21 protein-coding genes are annotated in these 19,501 nt (G+C 71.0%); 2 read left to right on the top strand and 19 right to left on the bottom strand.

Translation table 11 applies throughout. The annotated features are described in order from the left end of the window. The first annotated feature begins 90 nt into the window (after window positions 1-90). Window positions 91-819, top strand: a complete 729-nt coding sequence (locus AC0IW9_RS21390) for a maleate cis-trans isomerase family protein (RefSeq protein ID WP_471650332.1) — start codon at window positions 91-93, stop codon at window positions 817-819. Here AC0IW9_RS21390 and AC0IW9_RS21385 read toward each other — a convergent pair. The 7 genes from AC0IW9_RS21385 to AC0IW9_RS21355 are packed head-to-tail and all read right to left on the bottom strand — an operon-like array spanning window position 816 to window position 5,011. Continuing rightward, complete coding sequence (locus tag AC0IW9_RS21385) at window positions 816-1,307, bottom strand: flavodoxin family protein (RefSeq protein ID WP_471650331.1); 492 nt, start codon at window positions 1,305-1,307, stop codon at window positions 816-818. The two genes, AC0IW9_RS21390 and AC0IW9_RS21385, sit on opposite strands and share 4 nt — an antisense overlap. After that, window positions 1,304-1,783, bottom strand: coding sequence for a GlcG/HbpS family heme-binding protein (locus AC0IW9_RS21380; RefSeq protein WP_471650330.1), 480 nt, complete (start codon window positions 1,781-1,783; stop codon window positions 1,304-1,306). Before AC0IW9_RS21380 ends, AC0IW9_RS21385 begins: the two co-directional genes overlap by 4 nt. Then, a complete protein-coding gene (locus tag AC0IW9_RS21375) occupies window positions 1,780-2,088 on the bottom strand; it encodes a 2Fe-2S iron-sulfur cluster-binding protein (RefSeq protein WP_471650329.1) in 309 nt (102 codons plus the stop codon). The genes AC0IW9_RS21380 and AC0IW9_RS21375 overlap by 4 nt, the downstream gene beginning before the upstream one ends. Next, window positions 2,085-2,384 (bottom strand): hypothetical protein, encoded by a 300-nt coding sequence (locus AC0IW9_RS21370; protein ID WP_471650328.1) that lies wholly within the window; start codon window positions 2,382-2,384, stop codon window positions 2,085-2,087. The genes AC0IW9_RS21375 and AC0IW9_RS21370 overlap by 4 nt, the downstream gene beginning before the upstream one ends. A gap of 10 nt (window positions 2,385-2,394) precedes the next feature. Continuing rightward, complete coding sequence (locus tag AC0IW9_RS21365; protein WP_471650327.1) at window positions 2,395-2,715, bottom strand: 2Fe-2S iron-sulfur cluster-binding protein; 321 nt, start codon at window positions 2,713-2,715, stop codon at window positions 2,395-2,397. Window positions 2,716-2,723: 8 nt separating this feature from the next. Next, window positions 2,724-3,455, bottom strand: a complete 732-nt coding sequence (locus tag AC0IW9_RS21360) for a TenA family transcriptional regulator (protein WP_471650326.1) — start codon at window positions 3,453-3,455, stop codon at window positions 2,724-2,726. A 26-nt stretch (window positions 3,456-3,481) separates the two neighbouring features. Further along, window positions 3,482-5,011 (bottom strand): hypothetical protein, encoded by a 1,530-nt coding sequence (locus AC0IW9_RS21355; RefSeq protein ID WP_471650325.1) that lies wholly within the window; start codon window positions 5,009-5,011, stop codon window positions 3,482-3,484. 299 nt (window positions 5,012-5,310) lie between these two features. Between AC0IW9_RS21355 and AC0IW9_RS21350 the strand changes: the two genes are divergently transcribed. Continuing rightward, window positions 5,311-6,000, top strand: a complete 690-nt coding sequence (locus AC0IW9_RS21350; RefSeq protein WP_471650324.1) for a GntR family transcriptional regulator — start codon at window positions 5,311-5,313, stop codon at window positions 5,998-6,000. A 13-nt stretch (window positions 6,001-6,013) separates the two neighbouring features. On the opposite strand, the gene AC0IW9_RS21345 is transcribed toward AC0IW9_RS21350, so the two are convergent. The 12 genes from AC0IW9_RS21345 to AC0IW9_RS21290 form a co-directional block, all read right to left on the bottom strand. Next, window positions 6,014-6,958 carry a cobalamin B12-binding domain-containing protein gene (locus AC0IW9_RS21345; protein ID WP_471650323.1) on the bottom strand — a complete coding sequence of 315 codons (945 nt, stop codon included), beginning with the start codon at window positions 6,956-6,958 and terminating at the stop codon, window positions 6,014-6,016. Window positions 6,959-7,144: 186 nt separating this feature from the next. Next, on the bottom strand, window positions 7,145-8,494 hold the full coding sequence (locus tag AC0IW9_RS21340) for an LLM class flavin-dependent oxidoreductase (RefSeq protein ID WP_471650322.1): 1,350 nt from the start codon (window positions 8,492-8,494) through the stop codon (window positions 7,145-7,147). A gap of 14 nt (window positions 8,495-8,508) precedes the next feature. Beyond that, window positions 8,509-10,230 (bottom strand): ABC transporter substrate-binding protein, encoded by a 1,722-nt coding sequence (locus tag AC0IW9_RS21335; protein ID WP_471650321.1) that lies wholly within the window; start codon window positions 10,228-10,230, stop codon window positions 8,509-8,511. A gap of 11 nt (window positions 10,231-10,241) precedes the next feature. Further along, complete coding sequence (locus AC0IW9_RS21330) at window positions 10,242-11,345, bottom strand: NAD(P)/FAD-dependent oxidoreductase (RefSeq protein WP_471650320.1); 1,104 nt, start codon at window positions 11,343-11,345, stop codon at window positions 10,242-10,244. Window positions 11,346-11,361: 16 nt separating this feature from the next. Next, on the bottom strand, window positions 11,362-12,348 hold the full coding sequence (locus AC0IW9_RS21325) for an ABC transporter ATP-binding protein (RefSeq protein WP_471650319.1): 987 nt from the start codon (window positions 12,346-12,348) through the stop codon (window positions 11,362-11,364). After that, window positions 12,345-13,343, bottom strand: a complete 999-nt coding sequence (locus AC0IW9_RS21320; RefSeq protein WP_471650318.1) for an ABC transporter ATP-binding protein — start codon at window positions 13,341-13,343, stop codon at window positions 12,345-12,347. The genes AC0IW9_RS21325 and AC0IW9_RS21320 overlap by 4 nt, the downstream gene beginning before the upstream one ends. Before the next feature lie 4 nt (window positions 13,344-13,347). After that, window positions 13,348-14,259 carry an ABC transporter permease gene (locus AC0IW9_RS21315; RefSeq protein ID WP_471650317.1) on the bottom strand — a complete coding sequence of 304 codons (912 nt, stop codon included), beginning with the start codon at window positions 14,257-14,259 and terminating at the stop codon, window positions 13,348-13,350. Then, a complete protein-coding gene (locus tag AC0IW9_RS21310) occupies window positions 14,259-15,227 on the bottom strand; it encodes an ABC transporter permease (RefSeq protein WP_471650316.1) in 969 nt (322 codons plus the stop codon). The genes AC0IW9_RS21315 and AC0IW9_RS21310 overlap by 1 nt, the downstream gene beginning before the upstream one ends. 15 nt (window positions 15,228-15,242) lie before the next feature. Further along, complete coding sequence (locus tag AC0IW9_RS21305; protein ID WP_471650315.1) at window positions 15,243-16,295, bottom strand: NAD/NADP octopine/nopaline dehydrogenase family protein; 1,053 nt, start codon at window positions 16,293-16,295, stop codon at window positions 15,243-15,245. Between the two features lie 6 nt (window positions 16,296-16,301). Beyond that, complete coding sequence (locus tag AC0IW9_RS21300; protein WP_471650314.1) at window positions 16,302-17,453, bottom strand: NAD(P)/FAD-dependent oxidoreductase; 1,152 nt, start codon at window positions 17,451-17,453, stop codon at window positions 16,302-16,304. Then, window positions 17,450-18,067, bottom strand: coding sequence for a hypothetical protein (locus AC0IW9_RS21295; RefSeq protein ID WP_471650313.1), 618 nt, complete (start codon window positions 18,065-18,067; stop codon window positions 17,450-17,452). Before AC0IW9_RS21295 ends, AC0IW9_RS21300 begins: the two co-directional genes overlap by 4 nt. After that, a complete protein-coding gene (locus AC0IW9_RS21290) occupies window positions 18,064-19,410 on the bottom strand; it encodes an LLM class flavin-dependent oxidoreductase (RefSeq protein WP_471650312.1) in 1,347 nt (448 codons plus the stop codon). The genes AC0IW9_RS21295 and AC0IW9_RS21290 overlap by 4 nt, the downstream gene beginning before the upstream one ends. Window positions 19,411-19,501: the final 91 nt, after the last annotated feature.

Genomic DNA, 19,501 nt, shown 5'->3' with positions numbered 1-19,501 from the left:
GCTTCGCCAGGGCTGGCGGCCCCCCCACGTGACATGTGAGGTGGCATGTCGATTGCGTGCCGCCGCGGCGCCATCAGGAGAATTCCACGCATGCTCGTCCCACCCCGGGCCATCGGCCAGCTCGTCCCCTCCTCCAACCGCACGGTGGAGCGGACGGTGGAGCGGCTGCTGGCGGGCTTTCCGGATTGGGGCGCCTGCTACGCGCGCATCCCCTTCCACCCCGACGGCAGCGGGCAGCCGGCCCAGGGCTACGACCTGCCGCCGATCCGGGCGGCGGTGGAGCTGCTGCGCGATGCGGGGGTGGCGGCGATCTCCTGGAACGGCACCAAGGGCTGCTGGGACGGCTTCCAGGTGGACCGGGACCTCGGCGCGGCGATGAGCGCCGTCGCGGGATGCCCGGTGGTTTCCGTGTCGCTGGATACGCTCACCATCCTGGGGCGGCTGGGGGCGAAGCGGATCGGGCTGGTGGCGCCGGGCAGCCAGGACCAGGCGGCGCTGAGCGCCCGGCAATTCGGGGCCCAGGGCTTCGAGGTGAGGGCCATGCGGGCATTCGGGGTGGCGAGCAACCCGGAGACCGCGGCGCTGGCCTCCTCCCGCATCGCCGAGGCGGCGCGGGCGGTGGCGCCGGGGGTGGATGCGGTGCTGCTCTGGAGCACCAACCTGCCGGGCCTGCCGGTGGTGGCGGCGCTGGAGGCGGAGCTGGGGATTCCGGTGGTGGACAGCGCCTCGGTCGGGGTCTGGGGATGCCTGGCGGCGCTGGGGCTGCCGGGCTGGCCGGCGGCGGCGGTGGGCGGGCGGATCTTCGGGCTGCTGGACTAGAAGATGCCCATCGCCAGGCCGGCGGCGAGCGCGGCGCCGGCCTCCTCGCAGCGCGCCAGGGCCTCGGGCGGGATGGTCTTGGGCGCCTGGATCGCCTCCGGCGTCTGGGCGCCGGTCAGGACGATGAGCGGCTCGGCCACGGCGCGCAGGCGCCAGCCGGTGGCGATGCGGGCGATCTGCCGGGCGGCGTTGCTGCCGTCGGTGCCGGCGCAGATCAGGCTGGCATAGGGGCGGCCGTTGAGCCGGTCGAGCGCGGGATAGTAGCAGCGGTCGAAGAAGTCCTTCATCAGCCCGGCGATGGCAGCCAGGTTCTCCGGCGTGGCGAAAAGGAAGCCGTCGGCGGCGAGGACGTCGGCGGGCTGCGTGTCCGGGGCGGCCAGCAGGCGGGTATGGACGCCGGCTTCCGGCGCGGCGCCGCGGGCGGCGGCCGCGGCCATCTGCCGGGTGCCGCCGGTGGCGGAGTGGGCGACGATCAGCAGCGTCCTCACCGCTTGATGTCGGGCTCCACCAGGACCGCCAGGCCATCCGGCGCCAGGAGTTCGGCCAGGGCGCGGAGGCCGGCCATGCCACAGGCGATGTCCTGCTCGCCATTGCCGCCGCTGAGGCCGATGCCGCCGACGACCGCGCCATCCACCACGATGGGGATGCCGCCGACGAAGACGGCGAAGCGGCCCTCGAAGCTCCACTGGATGCCGAAGGCCTCGTTGCCCGGCAGGGCGGGGCCGTTGGGCGGGGTGTTGAACAGGTGGGTCGAGCGCTTGTGGCCGGCCGCCGTGAAGGCCTTGTTCCAGGCGATCTGCGGGCCGGTGATGCGGGCGCCGTCCATGCGCTCCAGCGCGATGGGGAAGCCGCCGTCGTCGGTGATGCAGACGGTCTGGGCCACGCCGATGCGGCTGGCCTCGGCGGTGGCGCCGGCGACCATGGCGCGGGCTTCGCGGAGTTCGAGCTTCAGGGCACTTTTCATGCGACGGTTCCGGGACGGGGCGGGACGGGCACCCAGGAGACGGCGACGTCGCCGGTGACGAAGGTCTGGCAGGCCATGCGGTAGCCGGCGGCGAGGTCGGCCTCGGTCAGGTGGCGGCGTTCCTTCGGCTTCACCGGGTCGGTGTTCTCGAGGCCCTGCTCCACCTTGCATTTGCAGGTGCCGCAGATGCCGCCGCCGCATTTGAAGGGGATGCCGCCCTTCTCGCGGATGGAGAGGCGCAGCAGGCTGGTCTGCTCCGGCGCCGTCGCGGTCCTGCCGCTGGTGAGGAACTCGACGGTGATCATGCCGCCACCGGCTCCAGCCGCGCCTGGACATTGCCGAAGGCGGTCAGTGTCCGCAGTTCGCGGCGGGCGGCCTCGACGGTGTCGAAGTGCTGGAGGAATTTGCAGGGCACGCTGTTGACGAGGCCGGCGGGGCCTTCCTCGACCACGCGGATGCGCGGCGTGCCGGCGATGGCGGCGATGACGAAGCGCGCCTTGCGGCTTTCGTGGAAGAGGTAGTCGTAGGTCTCGACCGGGGTGAGGCCGGGGGTCAGCTCGGTGCGGAACTGGCCGGGCTTGCTGGTGAGGATGACATACATGGCGGGCTCCTCAGGCTGCGGGGCGCGGCGGCAGGGCGACCTCGTTCTGGGCGAGGCTGATATCATGGGTCAGCCAGATCTGGCAGACCAGGCGGTAGCCCTGGGCGATGCGGTCGCCCAATTGCTTCTCCTCCTTCCAGTTCGGCGCGGGCAGGTGCTCCGCGCCGCTGAGGACGCGGCAGGCGCATTTGGCGCATTTCCCCATGCCGCAGCCGTAGCGGAGATGCGGCCAGGGGTATTTCTTGATGCCCGCGCGCACCACGAGATTGGCGTTGTCGGGGACCTCCTCCTCGAAGACCCCCTCCCCCTTCCGGAATACGACGACGGGCATGCGGGGCGTTACGCCGCGAGGCCGAGCTGCGGCAGGGAGATCTCCTTGGCCACGTAGTCGTTGTAGAGCGCCGTCGTGTAGAGCAGCCGCATCTGGGCGCCGATCTCGCAGATCTTCAGGCAGCGCTGCTGCAGCTCGACCGTGGTCGCGTGTTCCAGCACGATCTGGTAGCCGCGCTCGCCATGGATCTCGTCGGAGACGATGTGCAGGTCGAAGAACTCGACCTCCTCGTCCGTGAAGCCATACTTCTCCCGCAGGGTCGGGGTCTGCTTGCGGTAGATGCTGGGCACCTGGGATTCGAGGCCGACGACCAGGCCGGCGACGGCGACGATCGGGTCCTCGCGCATGGCGACGGCATAGCACCAGGCCTGCAGGGCGCGGGTGGTGGGGGACATGTTGTCCTCGTCCTTCACCCGGGCGGCGGTGGTGCCGCAGGCCTCGGCGAAGCGGATGAGCAGGTCGGTGTGGCGGTCGCCGCCGATCTCCTCCTCGTACATGTTGGCGAGCAGGAAGTCCTTCGCCTCCGTGTACTGCGCGGGCATGCGGGCATAGACGTAGCCGAGGTAGTCGGCGAAGGGGCCGACGTAGTGGTAGTGGTTCTCGGCCCAGCGGCAGAGATGCTCGCGCGAGAGCTGGCCGGTCGCCCAGGCGATGCTGAAGGGGGATTGGTTGGCGCTTTTGCCCTTGATGGCATTCTCGAGCGCGGTGCGGAATTCGTCGTGGTTCATCAGCGTGGCCATCGGAACCTCCTTGGAGTTGGTATCGCTCACCACAGGACCACCGCGACGATGGTCGAGAGGATGAGGCCGGCGATCACCGGCAGGAAGAGCACCCGCACCGCATCGAGCACGGGCACGCGGCAGAAGCCGGCGACGGCGATCAGCGAGGACCACGCGATGAGCGTGCCGCCGCCGGTCCAGACCGCGCCCATCTGCCCGACCGCCGCGAGGGTGGTCGGGTCGACATGCGCCACCGGGCCGAGTGCCCCGGACAGCGCCCCCGTCAGCGGCAGCCCGGCGAAGCCCGAGCCGTCGATGCCGGTGATCATGCCGACGATCAGCACCGCGAAGGCGACCGCCGTCGGACTGGGGGGGATGAGGTGCTGGACCGCACCGATCACCTCGAACAGCAGGCCGGGGCCATGGGTGCCGGCGGGCAGGCCGAGGATGGCGCCCGAGGTCTCCGACGCCCCGAGGAAGAAGAAGCCGGCGATGGGGAGCACGGTGCCCATGGCGCGGAAGGAGAAGACCAGCCCGTCGATGATGTGGTCGGCCGCCGTATGCATCGCCCGCCGGCCATCGGCGGCGAAGGTGGCGATCAGCATCATCAGCGCCGCGGTGCCGCCGACCAGGGCCGCGGCATCGCCGCCCTTCAGGTCCGGCATCCCGGCGACGAATTTCGGCGCCAGCATGATGACGATGACGAGGAGGAAGACGATCGGCGTCAGGATCGCCATGGCGCGGCACCAGGGATGCGCCGGCGGGATGGGCGCCGTGCTGTCGTTCTCCGGCAGGCCTTCCGCGGCGCGCAAGGCGATGACCGACTTGTCGAAGGAGCCGATGTTGGGCGCGACCTGCTCGCGCTGCTCGGCGAGGCTCGCCTCCAGCGTGGCGCCCTCCTGCCAGGCGGCGAGGTGGCGCTGGCCCGGGGCCTGGATGCCGCGGCGGATGCGGAGCCAGCCGAGGCCGAGCGCGACGAGGCCGGTGACGAGGGAGAGCAGCAGGGTCTTGTCGGCGATGGTATTGGCGGCATCGGCCATGCCGGCAGCGCGGGCGCTGATCGCCGGCGCGACGCGGATGACGTAGTCGGAGGAGAGCGCCATCCCCTGCCCGGCGATGGCGATGGCGACGGCGGCGCCCATCGCCGGCAGCCCGGCGTAGATGGCGGCCGGCAGGAGCGTGGCGGCGACCAGCGGCACCGCCGGGGTCGGCCAGAAGAACAGCGAGATGACGTAGGTGACGGCGGCGAGCACCAGGTAGGCGACATGGCCATTGGTCATCACCCGCTGGAAGGGGCGGACCATCTGCTGGTCCGCGCCCAGGCTGCGCAGGGCGTTCAGCAGCGCGGTCATGAAGGCGATGACCAGGAAGATGCTGAACAGCTCCTTCGCCGCGACCAGGGAGCCGTTGAAGACCGAGATGGTGGCGGCGAGCGGGCTGCCGGTGAAGGCGAAGGCCACGGCGAAGGTGGCGATGATGGCGGGGACGACGACATTGGCGCGCAGGATCATCGAGACGACGATGGCGGCGACGCCGACGAGATAGATGCTGTGGACGGCGTCGAGCTGGACCCCCATGGGGCGGGCACTCCTCGGGATGGGTATCTCGGGCCGCGGGGGTCTGGCGTTGCCGCATCGTTGTATACGGCGACAAGGGCTGTCAACAGAAACCACCGCGGGCGGTGCGGCTCCCGGACCAATAATTGCAGGAATGCCGGTCGTATTTGCCTGAATATTCATCGATCAGGCGAAATACGGCCACTTCCCTGGGCTGCCGCGGAATTGCCGTATACGGCGATGCGGGGCCGGGGAAAATCCGCTATAGCCAGGATCCGCTATAGCCAGGACAGGCGCGACGAGGCAGTGACCCAGGCAGCATGAACAGGCCGATCCCCACCCCGGAGGCCGCGGCGGCGCAGCTCAGCGCCCTCCCCTCCTCCGGTGCCACGCCCCCGCGGGCGCCGCTCAGCCGCCAGGCGCAGGAGGCGCTGCGCGAGGCGATCCTCGCCGGCCGCCTGGCGCCGGGGGAGCGGCTGATCGAGGAGAAGCTCTCGGCCGACCTCGGCATGTCCCGGGTGCCGATCCGCGAGGCGATCAAGCAACTGGTCGCCGAGGGGCTGGCGGTGCCGGCGGAGGGGGCGCGCGGGGCGCAGGTCGCGGCCCTCACCCCGGACTTCGCCGCCGAGCTGATCGAGGTGCGGGCGGTGCTGGAGGGGCTGAATGCCCGGCTGGCGGCGCGGCGGCGGGATGCCGGGATGGTCGGCCGCATCCGCGCCCTGCTGGCACGCGGCGCCGCCATCCCGGCGGATGGCCCGGCCGAGGCGCTGGCGGCGCTGAACGCCGCCTTCCACGAGCTGCTGGCCGATGCCGGGGCGAACCGCGCCCTGCAGGAGCTGATGCGGCCGCTGCGGGAGCGGACCGAGCTGGTCTTCCGCCGCAACAGCGCCGAGCGGGCCGGGCCGGACTGGCAGGAGCACGCGATGATCCTGACCGCGGTCGCCGAGGGCGAGGAGGAGCTGGCGGCGCTGCTGGCGGCGCGGCACGTCCACCGCGCCGCGCGGGGCTGAGCCCCGGCCGCCGTTACCGCCGGTTGGGCAGGATGCTCATCAGCACGCGGAGGCCCTCGGCGCGCAGCACGGCCTGTTCGGCATCCGGCGCGGTGAGGTCGGCGCCGACCAGCAGCGCCAGTTCCGGCCGCGCGGTGAAGACCGGGCCGCCGACCATGATGCCGATGATGGGATTGCAGGAAGCCTGGCGGATGGCGCGGATGGCCAGCGCGAGGGGGCCGATGCCCTCATCCGTGCTGAGGGTGAGGCCGGCGACGGCGAACCATTCCTGGCCGGTCTGCGCGGCCAGCGCCTCGGCCGAGCCGGGGGCCTCGGCGGCGACGTCCCAGCCGGCCTTGCGGAAGAAATCCGCCACCATGCCGAGGCCGAAGCTGTGCTGCTCGGAGGCGATGCTGGCCAGCAGCACGCGGCGGGCGGCATCGCGGACCGGCACCTCGGTCTCCAGCGGGCCGAAGACGGCGCCGAGCAGCTTGCGCAGCACGCCGAGGCCGAGCGTCACCTCGGTGAAGGTGCAGAGGTCGTTCTCCCACATCTCCCCCAGGTGGCGGGCGGTGGGGGCCAGCAGGTCCAGGCTGATGCGGGCGGGCGGGACGCCGCGGGCGCGGACCGTCTCCAGCAGGGCGAGGCTGCCGGCGAGGTCCTGGCGCAGCACCAGCCCGGCCATCGTCTCCAGGTCCGGGGCGGCGATGGCGGCATTGCCGCCGGCCAGGGGGTGGGCCGATGGGCGCGGCGGCGGCGCGGCCTGGTGCCCCAGCTTCAGGCGGGGCAGGATCTCCGCCTCGAAGGCTTGGGCGATGAGCTTGCGGCGCTGGCGCCGGGTGGCGGGGTGGCCCTGCGGCGGGCCGGTGAGGCCGAGACGTTCCAGCATGCCGCCGATCGGGGCCTCGGCACGGTGACGGCCGAGCAGGATCGGCCGGGCCAAGAGCGGATCGTCGCAGCGCTTGGGCAGGTCGGTCATCACTCTCGGTTCCTTGGACGCAGCATGCCGCGGCCAACCGGCCGGAACACGGCGTTTTGTTATTATTCTCGCGTCTTCCCAGGCATCCGTTGCAGCGCCGGCCGAAGCCGGCCGACAAACTTTGACGCGGTTTGAAAACCCGCGTCAATCATTAACAAAGCCGGCGGTGGCCCACCAACCGCTGGGCTATTCCGCAGCCTGGGACCGCTGTCGCGCGGCGACGTAGCGGTTCACATGCGGCTTCAACCCCAGGTTATCGCGCAGGGTCGCCCCCTCGTAGGCGGTGCGGAACAGGCCGCGGCGCTGCAGCTCGGGCGTGACATGCTCGACGAAATCCTCGCAGGCCTCCGGCAGGTGCGTCGGCAGGATGTTGAAGCCGTCGCAGGCGCCGGCGTCGAACCAGGCCTCCATGCCATCGGCGATGTCGGCCGCGGTGCCGATGAGGCAGAAGCCGCCGGCGGTCATCCGGGTATAGAGCTGGCGGATGGTAAGATTGTCCCGCCGGACGCGCTGCATCATCTGGTCCACCAGGCTGCGGACCTGGGGCGGCTTCACCGGCTCCGGCACCGGCCCGTCCACGTCGTAGCCGCTGAGGTCGCCGAGCGCGTTGTAGACCCGGGCGAGGCCGACCAGCGGGTCGAGCAGGGATTGCAGCTCGTCGAATTTGGCCTGGGCCTCGGCGCGGGTGCGGCCGACGACGGTGCGGAGGCCGGGCATGATCTTCAGGTCGTCCGGCTCGCGGCCATACCTGGCCATGCGCGACTTGACGTCGTCGTAGTAGGCCTTCGCATTGGCGATGCTGTCGCTGGCGGCATAGACGACATCGGCCGTCGCGGCGGCGATCTCGCGGCCGGGCTCGGAGGCGCCGGCCTGGACCAGGATGGGGCGGCCCTGCGGCATGGCGGCGACGTTCAGCGGGCCGCGCACCTGGAAGTGCTTGCCGACATGGTTCAGCACATGCATGCGGCTCTCGTCGTAGAACAGCCCGCCGGCCTTGTCGTAGGGGAAGGCATCGGGCTCCCAGCTGTCCCAGAGCCCGGTGACGACCTCGACGAATTCTGCGGCGCGCTCGTAGCGCGTGTCGTAGTCGAGGTGTTCCTCGCGGTTGAAGTTGCGGGCCTCGGCCTCGGACCAGGAGGTGACGATGTTCCAGCCGGCGCGGCCGCCGCTGATGAGGTCGAGCGTCGCGAATTTCCGGGCGACGTGGTAGGGCTCGTTGTAGGTGGTCGACGCCGTGGTCACCAGGCCGATGTGCTTCGTGAGCGCGCCGAGCGCCGGCAGCAGGGTCATCGGCTCCATCTCGACGATCTCGTAGCCGGAGCGGGCGAGCGAGCCGCGCGGCTCGTCCTTCTCGCGGATGCCGATGCCATCGGCGAAGAAGATCATGTCGAAGAGCCCGCGCTCCGCCGCCTGGGCGTTGCGGACGTAATGCGCGAAGTCGAGGCTGCCGTCGGCGGGCACCTTGGGGTGCCGCCAGGCGGCGGGGTGGTAGCCGAGCCCGCGCATGGACATGCCGAGCCGCATCTGGCGTTTCATCGGTGCATCCCCCTTCAGAATTTGTAGCCGGCCTTTTCCATGTACTGGCGCGAGAGCTCGAGGTCGTAGGCGATCGGCTTCAGCCCGTCGTGGTCGAACTCGGGGGCGGACCAGGGCATCGGCACGATGCCCGGCTCGCCGTAGCCGCCGGCGATCTCCTTGACGATCTGGTCGCGCGGCATGGCGTGGCTGATGGCACGGCGGATATAGGCGGCGGCCTCGGCGGCGCGCGACGGGTCCTGCCTGCCGAGCGGCGTGTCGACGCCGGTGCCGAAGACCGGGTGCTTCAGGTTGTAGCAGATGTGCTGCCACTTGAAGCTGTCGAAGGTCTGCACCTTGCCCCAGGCAGGATCCACCGTGCCGGCGAGCGGGCCGATGTCGTACATCGGGTCGTGCGCGTCGATCTCGCCGGCCTTCAGCGCGCTGAGCACGCTGTCGGTGCCCTGGATGTTGACGATGTAGAAGGTGGTGACGTTGCCGGTATGCGGCTTCCAGTAGTTCGGGTTGCGGGCATACTTGTAGGCCTTGCGGGCGGGGTCGTAGCCCTGCGGGATCCAGGGGCCGGTGCCGACGCCGCCGCGGGCGGTGAAGGTCTTGCCGTCCGAGGTTTTTACGGGATAGGTGCCGAGCCAGGTGCTGGCGCTGTGGCCGCGCAGGCTTTCGGGGCGCAGGTCCTTGTAGGCGTGTTCGGGCATGATCGCCAGGGAGCCGAGCGCCCAGTCGAGGAAGAGCATGTTGTAGGCGGGCAGCGTGACGGTGATCTCGTACTTGCTGCTGACCTTGTAGTTCTCCGCCCCGCCAAGGACGGCCAGCAGCCCGGCGCGGAGCTGCGAGCCGTAGGCGGCGTTGAGGATGGTGTCCCAGGTGAACTTGACGTCGGCGGCGGTGAATTCCTCGCCCGAATGCCACTTCACCCCCTGGCGCAGGGTGATGACCCAGGTCTTGCCGTCGTCCGAGACGGTATGGCCGGTGGCGAGGCTGGGGATGAGCTTCTTGTTCTCCCAGCTTTCGTATTCGTAGAGGCGATTGTAGACCGGGCCGAAGATGTTCGATTCGTTGTAGCCCGTGGTGTACATCGGGATGAGGCTGGCCGGCGGCGCCCAGGAGGCGAAGGCGGCGGTCGCGTTGCGGCCGGCGCCCTCGATGGTCCATTTCTCCGGCTGCGGGAAGAAGACCGGGTTGAAGGTGGTGGCGTCGAAGCCCTTCAGCTTCGGGTTCACCGCGATGACGTCCTGCGGATAGAACAGGATGGTCAGCGGCTCCACCTCGGTCCAGCGCTTCTGGAAGGCCTTGTAGGCGGCACTGCGCTCGGCGTCGTCGCGGGTGTTGCTGATGGCGTCGAGCGAGGCGTCGATCTGCGGGTCGTTTACGTAGTAGTAGTTCTCGCCGCCCGGCGGCATCAGGCGGCTGTGGAACAGGGTGTTCGGCGTCGGCTTGATGGCGTTGTAGTAGTAGCGCTCGAGGTAGCAGTCCCAGCCGCCCTCGGGATGCGGCTTGCCCTCCCCGCGCGAGCGCCGCGGGGCGATGACGGTGAAGGGCACGAAGGAGGAGACGACGTCGATGCCGATGCGCGACATCTGCTGCGCCGCGAGCGTGCCCCAGATCATCCGCGCCGGCTGGTTGTTCGGGATCATCATGTAGAGCTTGAAGAAGGGCGGCGCGGCGCGGGCGGGACCGGCGGCGGCGGTGACGGCCGCCGCGGCGGCGGCCTGCATCAGGGTGCGGCGTTTCGGCATGCGGGGTCTCCTCAGTTGAAGAAGCGCGCCGGGCGGAATTCCGCCAGCGCAGGGTCGGGTCGGCCGGTGATGATCTCCGCCGCGGCGAGCTTGCCGAGCAGGGGCGAGAGGGTGATGCCGCTATGCGTCACCGCGACGTAGTAGCCCTCCATCCGCGGCACCGGGCCGACGATGGAGAGCCCGTCCGGCGGCAGGGGGCGGGTGCCGATGCGGACGGCCTCGGCCTCGACGCCGGCCAGCGCGGGGATGAGGCGGGCGACGCTGCGCATCATCGCTTGCACCTCGGGCATGGCGGTATCGGGGATGGTGTCGGCGGTGACGGCGGCGGCGAAGTCGTTCCAGACCAGCATGAGGCGGCCGGCGCCATCGGGGCGGAGGTTGGCCTCCGGCGCATGCAGCAGGTGGGCGACGGCGAGCGCCACGGGTGGGGTGAAGACGAGGAAGCCATGGGTGGGGGCGAGCGGGATGCGGAGGCCGGCGTCCTCCGCCACGGTATCGGCCCAGCGGCCGGCGCAATTCACCACGGTATCGGCGGGAAGCGTCGTGCCGTCGGCGAGGGTGACGCCGGTGACGCGGCTGCCCTGCATGGCCATGCCGGCGACCTTCGTGTGGGTGCGGATTTCGGCGCCGAGGGCGCGCGCGGCGCGCAGCATGGCGCCGGCATAGGGGACGGGGTCGAGCCAGGCTTCCTCGGGGAACCAGGCGATGGGGACGTCGCCGACGACATCGGGGTCGAGGTCGGGCTCCATCTCCAGCAGGCGGGTGCGGGTGATCCATTCGGCGGCGTAGCCGCGTTCGCGCAGGCGGCGGAGGTTGTCCTCCAGCGCCGGGGCCTTGTCGGGGCGCATCCATTGCAGGCCGCCGGTTGGGTGGTACCAGTCGGGGTTGCCGAATTCGGCGGCGAGGTCTCGGTGCAGCGCCATGCTGGCGGTGCGCAGCGCATGGTAGGCGGGCGGGACGTCGGCGTTGGTGGAGTTGATCCAGGCGAAGCTGGTGCCGCTGGTGCCGCCGCCGATGCGGCCGGCCTCGAGCACGGTGACGCGGGCGCCGGCCTGGGCGAGGCGGAAGGCGGTGGCGGCCCCGACGGCGCCGGCGCCGATGACGATCACCTGCATGGCGCGCGTGCTCCTATCAAGCCGGGTTGTGGCAGGCCAGGCGGTGGCCGGGGCCGAAGGCAGTCAGCGGCGGTTCCTCGCGGGCGCAGACCGGCAGGGCGGCGGCGCAGCGGGGGTGGAAGGGGCAGCCGGGGGGGCGGTTCATGGCGCTCGGCACCTCCCCCTGCAGGGCGATGCGGGTATTTGCGGCGCCGGGGTCGGGCACCGGGATCGCGCTCAGCAGGGCGCGCGTGTAGTGGTGGCCGGGGGTGGCAAACAGCGTGTCCACCGGGGCGAGCTCGACCAGCTTGCCGAGGTACATCACCGCGACATGGGTGCTGATGAAGCGGACCGAGCTGAGATCGTGCGAGATGTAGAGGTAGGTCAGGCCGAGCCGGTCCTGGAGTTCCACCAGCAGGTTGAGGATCTGGGCGCGGACCGAGATGTCGAGCGAGGAGACGGGTTCGTCCAGGATCAGCAGGCGGGGCTCGACCGCCAGGGCGCGGGCGACGCCGACCCGCTGGCGCTGGCCGCCGCTGAACTCGTGCGGGTAGCGCCAGGCGTGGTGTGGCTCCAGGCCGACCATCTGCAGCAATTCGTCGATGCGGGCCTGCCAGCCGGCCTGCTGATCGGGCAGGTGGACGCGGAGCGGCTCGCGCAGGGTCTCGCCGATGGTCCAGCGCGGGTTGAGCGAGAGGTAGGGGTCCTGGAAGACGTATTGTAGGCTGCGGCGGATGGCGAGCTGGGCGGCGCGGTCGCGGCCGCGGAAGACCGGGACGATGTCCTGGCCGGCGAAGCGGACGCTGCCCTCGCTGGGGGTGACGAGGTTGAGGATGGCCCGCGCCGTGGTGGTCTTGCCGCAGCCGCTCTCGCCGACCAGGCCGAGCGTTTCCCCGGGCTGGATGCTGAAGGAGACGTCGTCGACCGCGCGGATCTCGGCGGCCTTCCGCTGCAGCAGGATGCCGCGCTTGAGGACGGGGTAGTGCTTGGAGAGGTTCCGGACCTCGAGCAGCGCCTCGCTCATGCGGCGATCCCCTGGCTGCCGCGGCGGATGCAGCTGACGGTATGGCCGGGGGCGATCTCGGTCTCGATCGGCAGGATGCGGCGGCAGTCGGCGATGGCATCGGGGCAGCGGGGGTGGAAGCGGCAGCCGGCGGGTGGGTCGAGCAGGTTGGGCGGGCGGCCGGGGATGGTGGGCAGCACCTGGCGGGCGCCGCCGGTGTAGCGGTGGTCGATGCGCGGCATGCTGTCGAGCAGGGCGCGGGTATAGGGGTGTTGCGGGGCGCGGAAGATGGTGGCGGCGTCGGCGGTTTCGCAGACGCGGCCGGCGTACATGACGGTGATGCGGTCCGCCATGCGGGCGACGACGCCCATGTCGTGGGTGACGAGGACCATGGCCATGCCGAGGCGGCGGCGGAGGTCGGCCAGCAGGTCGAGGATCTGCGCCTGGATGGTGACGTCGAGGGCGGTGGTGGGCTCGTCCGCCAGGACCAGGGAGGGGTTGCAGAGCAGGGCGCGGGCGATGCCGACGCGTTGCTTCATGCCGCCGCTGAGCTCATGCGGGTACTGCCGCAGGCGGGCGGCGGGGTCGGTGATGCCGACCAGGGTGAGCAGGGCGATGACGCGGGCCTCGGCCTCGGCCCGGGTGATGGGCTCGTGCCAGAGCAGGATCTCGCCGAGCTGGGTGCCGATGGAATAGATCGGATTCAGCGAGGTCGCCGGGTTCTGGAAGATCATGGCGATGCGGCGGCCGCGGATGGTGCCCAGCGCCTTGGCGGGCTTGGTCAGCAGGTCCTCGCCCTCGAAGACGACGCGGCCGCCGACGGTGCGGGCGGGGGGTGGGACCAGGCGCAGCAGGGCGAGGCTGGAGACGGTCTTGCCGCTGCCGCTCTCGCCGACGATACCCAGCGTCTCGCCGCGGTTGACCGAGAAATCGACGCCATCGACGGCGCGGACCACGCCGTCCCGGGTGAAGAAATGGACCTTGAGGTCCTCGACCGAGAGCAATCGTTCGGTCATGGCGCTACTGCCGGAGGCGCGGATTGAAGGCATCGGTCAGCCCATCCGCCAGCAGGTTGAAGCCGAGCACGGTGGTGAAGATGGCGACGCCGGGGGCGACCGAGCCCCAGGGCGCGACCTTCAACGATTCGTAGTTGAAGTAGAGGAGCTGGCCCCAGGAGATGGCCTTGGGGTCGCCGAAGCCGAGGAAGCTGACCATGGTCTCCGCCAGGATGGCGCCGCCGATGCCGAGTGCCACCAGCACGATCAGCGAGGGCAGCGCATTGGGCAGGATGTGGCGCGCCAGGATGTCCCGCCGGGTGGTGCCGATGCAGATGGCGGCCTCGACGAATTCGGCGTGCTTGAGGCGGAGGAATTCGGCGCGGGCCATGCGGGCGACGGGCGGCCAGCCGAAGATGCCCAGCAGGGCGATGATGGTCATCAGGTTGAGGTGCGGCACGCGTTCCATCCAGGTGCCCACGACCATGATGCCGAAGAGGCGGACCACCGCGAGGATGACGATGAAGACCGGGATGACCATGAAGAACTCGGCGAAGCGCATCAGGCACTCATCCACCAGCCCGCCGACGTAGCCGGCGATGCCGCCGATGACGACGCCGATGACCGAGGCGATGGCCATGGCGCCGAGCCCGACCGCCAGCGCCGTGGGGGCGCCGTAGAGCACCCGGCTGAGCACGTCGTAGCCCATGCGGTCGGTGCCGAGCCAGTGCAGCGCCGAGGGGCCCTGGCGGGAGGCGCCGCGCAGCATGGCGGACTGGTCGTTCGGGTCGTAGGGCGCGGCGACGAAGCAGGTCAGCGCGACCAGCACCACCAGGGCGACGAGGACGAGGCCGAGCATGCCGCCGCGGTTGCGGCGGAAGCGGTACCAGCCCTGGCGCCAGATGCCGGGAGGCTTTGCGGGAAGGGTGCCGTGCATCAGCCGAGCCGGATGCGCGGGTCGATGACGACATAGGCGATGTCGGTCAGCAGGGTGGCGCCGACCAGCATGACGGTGATGACCATCGTCTCCCCCATGATGAGCGGATAGTCGAGCTGCTGGATGGCCATGATGTAGAGCGCGCCGAGGCCGGGCCAGGTGAAGACCGTCTCGGTCACTGGTGCGGTGCCGAGCATCAGGCCGAAGAGGATGCCGAGATAGGTCAGCACCGGGATGAAGGCGTTGCGCAGCGCATGGCCGAAGACCACGCGGCGTTCCGGCAGGCCGGAGGCGCGGGCGGCGGTGATGAAGTCCTGCCGCAGCACGTCGACGAGCGACGAGCGCATCAGCAGCGTCAGGGTCGCGGTGTTGAAGATGGTCAGCATCCCGACCGGCAGCACCATGTGCCAGAGCCCGTCCGCCAGCTCGCTGTCCCACAGCAGGTTGCGGGTGGAATAGGCGCCGTAGGAGGGCAGCACGCCAAGCCAGTAGGAGAAGATGAGGATCAGCAGGATGCCGATGAAGAAGCCGGGCAGCGAATGGCCGAGCATGGCGCCGGCGATGACGGTGAAGTCGGTGCGGCTGTACTGCCGCGTGGCGGCGAGGGTGGAGACCAGCACCGACAGGCCGAGCGCCAGCAGGATGCCGGGGACCTGGATCTTCAAGGTCTCGATCCCGAAGGACCAGAGCATGTCGCCGACCGGCTGGTTGTAGATGATGCTGGTGCCGAAATCGAGCCGGGCGAGGTTGCCGAGCCAGGTGAAGTAGCGGTCGGTGACGCTGCCGTCGAGGCCGTAGTATTTCGTCACCGCCTCGATGATCTCCTCGGTGACGCCGGGGCGTTCGGCAAGGAGGATCTCGATCGGGTTGCCGATGGCGTTGATCAGGGCAAAGAGGATGACGCTGACGCCCAGGATGAGGCAGGCGGAGAAGAGCAGCCGGCGGGCGATGTAGTTCAGCGTTCCCATGCGCAGCCTGTCTCCTCAGCGCACCAGCGCGCGTAGCCTGTCCTTCGTGATGCCGGCGAAACCGAGCGACGGCAGGATGTCGTTGGCGGATGCAAGATCACGGCCATAGAGCGCCGAGAGCAGGGCGATGCCGCTGTCGTGCAGCGGCGTGGCGATGCCGGCGAGGCGGGCGAGCAGGACGGTGGGGACGAGGCCGAAGGGCACATCCTCCAGCACGTAGCGGGTCTCGAGCGTTGCCGGGGCCAGGGTGCGGTCGCCCTTGGCCACCATGGCGCGGGCCATCTCGCCGAGCGGGGCCTCGGGGATGTGGAAGGAGAGGTGGAAATGCTCGCGCACGGTGCGGACCGTGGCGCCGAAGGCATGGGCGATGGCGAGGCGTTCGGCGTCCAGCGCCTCGATCAGCCGGCCGACCGCGTCGGTGATGTTCTCGTTCTGCGCCCATTCCTCGCCGCGCTCCATGCGCGTCAGGTTGCACAACGCGATGGCCATGTGGTTCTGCGGATTGACGTTGCTGAGGGCGATGGCGATGAGGTCGTCGCGTGGGACGAAGCGGTCGCCGAACAGCGCCTGCGACAGGGCGAGGCCGCCCTCGCCGGCGGGCAGGCTGGCGACGTCGACCTTGGCGCGGATGTTGAGGCGGACGGCGGTCGGGTCGGTGCGGCGGCCGGTGGTGACGGTGGTGCCCCAGACGACCATGGGCAGGCGCAATCCGCGTTCGGCCAGGCGCTGCGCAAGGTAGAGGGCAGCGAAGGAGAGATGGCCGCTGAACAGCACCGTCTGCCCGGCCGCCAGGTGCGGCAGGACGGCGTCCAGCACCGCCCGGTGGCCATAGGCGGGCAGCGCCAGCATGACGGTCTCGGCACCGGTGACGGCGGCGGCGGCATCGGCGGCGACCGCGACCTTGTAGCGGCCGGTCAGGGCGCCGGAGGCTTCCAGCGGCTCACCCGCGGCCAGCGCCGCGGCGCCGGTGCCGGAGGGGGACCAGAGCACGGGCTGGTGGCCCTGCTCGGTGAGGAGGGCGGCGGCACCGAGGCCGATAGCCCCGGTGCCGAGGATGGCGACGCGCATGCCGGTCTATCCCGCGGGTTGCAGCAGGGCGCCGGGGCCGGCAGCGGCGACCTGGCCGAAGCGGTCCGGGGCGAAGGGGGCGATCGGCATGTTGGTGGCGCCGTCGAGCGCCAGTTGGGCCACGATGCCGCCCATGACCGGCCCGAGCTCGAAGCCATGGCCGCAGAAGCCGAAGGCGTGGACGAGGCCGGGGACGGCGCGGGAGAGGCCGACGACCGGGATCTCGTCCGGCAGCACGCCCTCGATCCCGGCCCAGGCATGGACCATCCGGGCGTCCTTCAGGATGGGGAAGATGTCGAGGGCGGTCTTCGCCGAGAAGGCTAGGCGTTCGACGTCGAGCGCGACCTCGCCGGTATCGAGATCGCCGACGCCCTTGTGGCCGCCGCCGATCATCACGTGGCCGGTCTCGGCCTGCTTGAAGGACATCGGCCGGCCGGTGAGGCCGACGACGGGCGTGACGAAGGGCGGCAGGGCGGAGGTGTAGATCATCATGAAGGCGTTGAAGCCGAGCGGGATCTCCTCGCCGACCGACCGCGCGAGGCGGGCGCCCCAGGCGCCGGCGGTGTTCACCAGGATGGGGGCGGCGTGGCTGCTGCCGTCGGTGCAGCGGAGGTGCCATTGCCCGTCGCGGCGGTCGAGGCCGGCGACGCCGGCGCCCTCGCGCACCACGGCCCCGGCGGCCTCGGCGGCGCGCTGGAAGGCCAGGGTGGTGCGGTAGGGGCGGGCGAAGCCGTTGCGGCGGGCGATCAGGCCGCCGGTCGCGTGCGGGGCGACGGCGGGAAGGATGCGGCGGAGCTCGGCGCGGTCGATCGCTTCCTCGTGGTCCCAGCCGGCGGCGCGCATGGTGGCGGCGCGGGCTTCCAGCTCGGCCAGCTCGGCAGCGGTCTCGGCCACCTTGACGTGGCCGGTCTCGTGGAAGTCGCAGTCGTCGCCGACGAGGTCGGCGATGCGGTGCCACAATGCCAGGGATTCGACGGCGAGCGGCACCTCGGCCGGGTGGCGGCCGAGGGTGCGGACGCCACCTGCCGAGTAGGAGGAGGCATGGGCGGCGACGCGGTCCTTCTCCAGCACCAGCACGCGGCGGCCGCGGCGGGCGATGTGGAGGGCGGCGGACATGCCGTGCAGGCCGCCGCCGACGACGATGACGTCGTAGCTCATGCGAGCGTCCCCGTGTCGGCCTGGGTATCGCGCGGGGTCAGCGTCGCCGGGGCTATGGCGGCCAGCGCGGCGAAGCCGACGTTGCGGGCCGGGGCGGCGATGCTGGAGAGGCGCGGGCCGCGGAGAGCGGCCTGGGCAAGCACCGCGGCGCTGCGGGCGGGGCCGGGCGGGGTTTCTAGGAGTTGGGCGATGGCGAGGGGGTCGAGGCGGGTGGCGGCCACGGGCTCCGGCAGCGGCGTGGCGGCAAGCAGCCCTTCCGGCGGCAAGCCTGCCAGGGCCTGGGCGGCGATGCGGCCCTGACGGGCGGCCTCCTCCGCGGTGGTGGCGCCGAGGATGGCGCCGGCGGCGTAGATGCCGGGGCGGCTGGTCTGGCCGGTCGGGTCCACCTGTGGGCGGCCGGCGGCGAAGGCGCAGCCGAGGGCGAGCAGCAGCAGGGGTTCGTCGGCGCAGAGCAGAAGGCGGTCGAAGGGCACGGCCTCGACCCCGGCGGCGGTCTCGATCCAGAGGCGGCCGGGCTCGGCGTGCCAGGCGGTGGCGATGAGGCGGGCTTCGGGCAGGATCGCTGCGGCGGCGCTCCCGGCGGGGCCGGCGCCGAGGATGACCAGCCCGCTCATTCGGCGGCTTCGGCGGCGGCGACGTAGCGGTTGGGCGGCATCGGCACGCCGAGGTTCTCGCGCAGGGTGGTGCCCTCGTATTCCGTGCGGAACAGGCCGCGGCGGTGCAGCTCCGGCAGCACCATCTCGACGAAGTCGTCGAGGCCGAGCGGCAGCACCGGCGGGCAAAGGTTGAAGCCGTCGGCGGCGCCGGCCTCCATCCATTCCACCATGTTGTCGACGATCATCTCCGGCGTGCCGACCAGCACCCGGCCGCCGAAGCCGGCGGCGATGCGGGAATAGAGCTGGCGGATGGTCAGGTTCTCCCGCCGCGCCAGGGCCAGGTTGTTCGCCGCCATGCTGCGAACGCGGGGGTCCTTCGGCTCCGGCACCGGGCCGTCCAGCGGATAGGCCGAGAGGTCGCCCATCTGGCTGTAGAGGTAGGAGAGGCCGAGCTCGGGCTCCACCAAATCGTTGAGCTGCTGGTACTTCGCCTGGGCCTCCGCCTCGGTGCGGCCGATGAAGAGGGTGATGCCGGGCATGATCTTGAGGTCGTCCCGGGCGCGGCCGTACTTGGCCATGCGGTCCTTCAGGTTGACGTAGTAGGCCTTGGCCGATTCGAGGTTCAGCGCGCCGGTATAGACCACGTCGGCGCTCTGCGCGGCGATCTCGAGCCCCTGCTCGGAGGCGCCGGCCTGGACCAGGATGGGGCGGCCCTGCGGGGTGCGGGCGATGGTCAGCGGGCCGCGGACCTGGAAATGCTTGCCCTTGTGGTTCAGCCAATGGAGCTTCTTCTGGTCGAAGAAGATGCCGCTGGCCTTGTCGTGGACCAGCGCATCGCCCTCCCAGCTGTCCCAGAGTCCCTTCACCACCTCCACGAACTCGGCGGCGCGCTCGTAGCGCGTCTCGTAGTCCATGTGCTGTTCGCGGTTGAAGTTCCAGGCCTCGGCCTCGGACCAGCTCGTCACGATGTTCCAGCCGGCGCGGCCGCCGCTGAGATGATCCAGCGAGGCCCATTTGCGGGCGATGTGGAAGGGCTCGTTGTAGGTCGTGCTAGCCGTCGCCACGAGGCCGATGCGGCTGGTGACGGAGGAGAGCGCCGAGAGCAGTGTCAGCGGCTCCAACTCGGCGGTCTGGTGCGAGCGGCAGAGCGCGCCCGGCGGGTCGTCCCGGGTGCGGAGGCCGATGCCGTCGGCGAGGAAGACCATGTCCAGCTTGGCCGCTTCCGCAGTCTGGGCGAGCCGGACGAAGTGGCTGAGCTTCGAGGCGGCGCCGGGGTCGGCCTCCGGGTGGCGCCAGGCGGCGGCGTGGTAGCCGAGGTAGCGGATCGAAACGCCGAGCCTCATCTGCCGGGGTGGGGTCATAGGGTCCTCGTCACGTCACGGTACAGCGGCCGCATTCTGCGCCCCGAGGCGGGCGGCGCAAGCGCCAAGGCCCGGCTATCTCGGCCTTCCG

This window comes from Belnapia sp. AC561, from assembly GCF_979252845.1.
This window is presented reverse-complemented; position numbering and strand designations above follow the sequence as displayed.

Excerpts from the sequence above, each read along its gene's own strand:
- AC0IW9_RS21390 (WP_471650332.1), top strand. The coding sequence starts at position 91 with ATGCTCGTCCCACCCCGGGCCATCGGCCAGCTCGTCCCCTCCTCCAAC.
- AC0IW9_RS21380 (WP_471650330.1), bottom strand. The coding sequence starts at position 1,783 with ATGAAAAGTGCCCTGAAGCTCGAACTCCGCGAAGCCCGCGCCATGGTC.
- AC0IW9_RS21375 (WP_471650329.1), bottom strand. The coding sequence starts at position 2,088 with ATGATCACCGTCGAGTTCCTCACCAGCGGCAGGACCGCGACGGCGCCG.
- AC0IW9_RS21370 (WP_471650328.1), bottom strand. The coding sequence starts at position 2,384 with ATGTATGTCATCCTCACCAGCAAGCCCGGCCAGTTCCGCACCGAGCTG.
- AC0IW9_RS21365 (WP_471650327.1), bottom strand. The coding sequence starts at position 2,715 with ATGCCCGTCGTCGTATTCCGGAAGGGGGAGGGGGTCTTCGAGGAGGAG.
- AC0IW9_RS21360 (WP_471650326.1), bottom strand. The coding sequence starts at position 3,455 with ATGGCCACGCTGATGAACCACGACGAATTCCGCACCGCGCTCGAGAAT.
- AC0IW9_RS21355 (WP_471650325.1), bottom strand. The coding sequence starts at position 5,011 with ATGGGGGTCCAGCTCGACGCCGTCCACAGCATCTATCTCGTCGGCGTC.
- AC0IW9_RS21350 (WP_471650324.1), top strand. The coding sequence starts at position 5,311 with ATGAACAGGCCGATCCCCACCCCGGAGGCCGCGGCGGCGCAGCTCAGC.
- AC0IW9_RS21345 (WP_471650323.1), bottom strand. The coding sequence starts at position 6,958 with ATGACCGACCTGCCCAAGCGCTGCGACGATCCGCTCTTGGCCCGGCCG.
- AC0IW9_RS21340 (WP_471650322.1), bottom strand. The coding sequence starts at position 8,494 with ATGAAACGCCAGATGCGGCTCGGCATGTCCATGCGCGGGCTCGGCTAC.
- AC0IW9_RS21335 (WP_471650321.1), bottom strand. The coding sequence starts at position 10,230 with ATGCCGAAACGCCGCACCCTGATGCAGGCCGCCGCCGCGGCGGCCGTC.
- AC0IW9_RS21330 (WP_471650320.1), bottom strand. The coding sequence starts at position 11,345 with ATGCAGGTGATCGTCATCGGCGCCGGCGCCGTCGGGGCCGCCACCGCC.
- AC0IW9_RS21325 (WP_471650319.1), bottom strand. The coding sequence starts at position 12,348 with ATGAGCGAGGCGCTGCTCGAGGTCCGGAACCTCTCCAAGCACTACCCC.
- AC0IW9_RS21320 (WP_471650318.1), bottom strand. The coding sequence starts at position 13,343 with ATGACCGAACGATTGCTCTCGGTCGAGGACCTCAAGGTCCATTTCTTC.
- AC0IW9_RS21315 (WP_471650317.1), bottom strand. The coding sequence starts at position 14,259 with ATGCACGGCACCCTTCCCGCAAAGCCTCCCGGCATCTGGCGCCAGGGC.
- AC0IW9_RS21310 (WP_471650316.1), bottom strand. The coding sequence starts at position 15,227 with ATGGGAACGCTGAACTACATCGCCCGCCGGCTGCTCTTCTCCGCCTGC.
- AC0IW9_RS21305 (WP_471650315.1), bottom strand. The coding sequence starts at position 16,295 with ATGCGCGTCGCCATCCTCGGCACCGGGGCTATCGGCCTCGGTGCCGCC.
- AC0IW9_RS21300 (WP_471650314.1), bottom strand. The coding sequence starts at position 17,453 with ATGAGCTACGACGTCATCGTCGTCGGCGGCGGCCTGCACGGCATGTCC.
- AC0IW9_RS21295 (WP_471650313.1), bottom strand. The coding sequence starts at position 18,067 with ATGAGCGGGCTGGTCATCCTCGGCGCCGGCCCCGCCGGGAGCGCCGCC.
- AC0IW9_RS21290 (WP_471650312.1), bottom strand. The coding sequence starts at position 19,410 with ATGACCCCACCCCGGCAGATGAGGCTCGGCGTTTCGATCCGCTACCTC.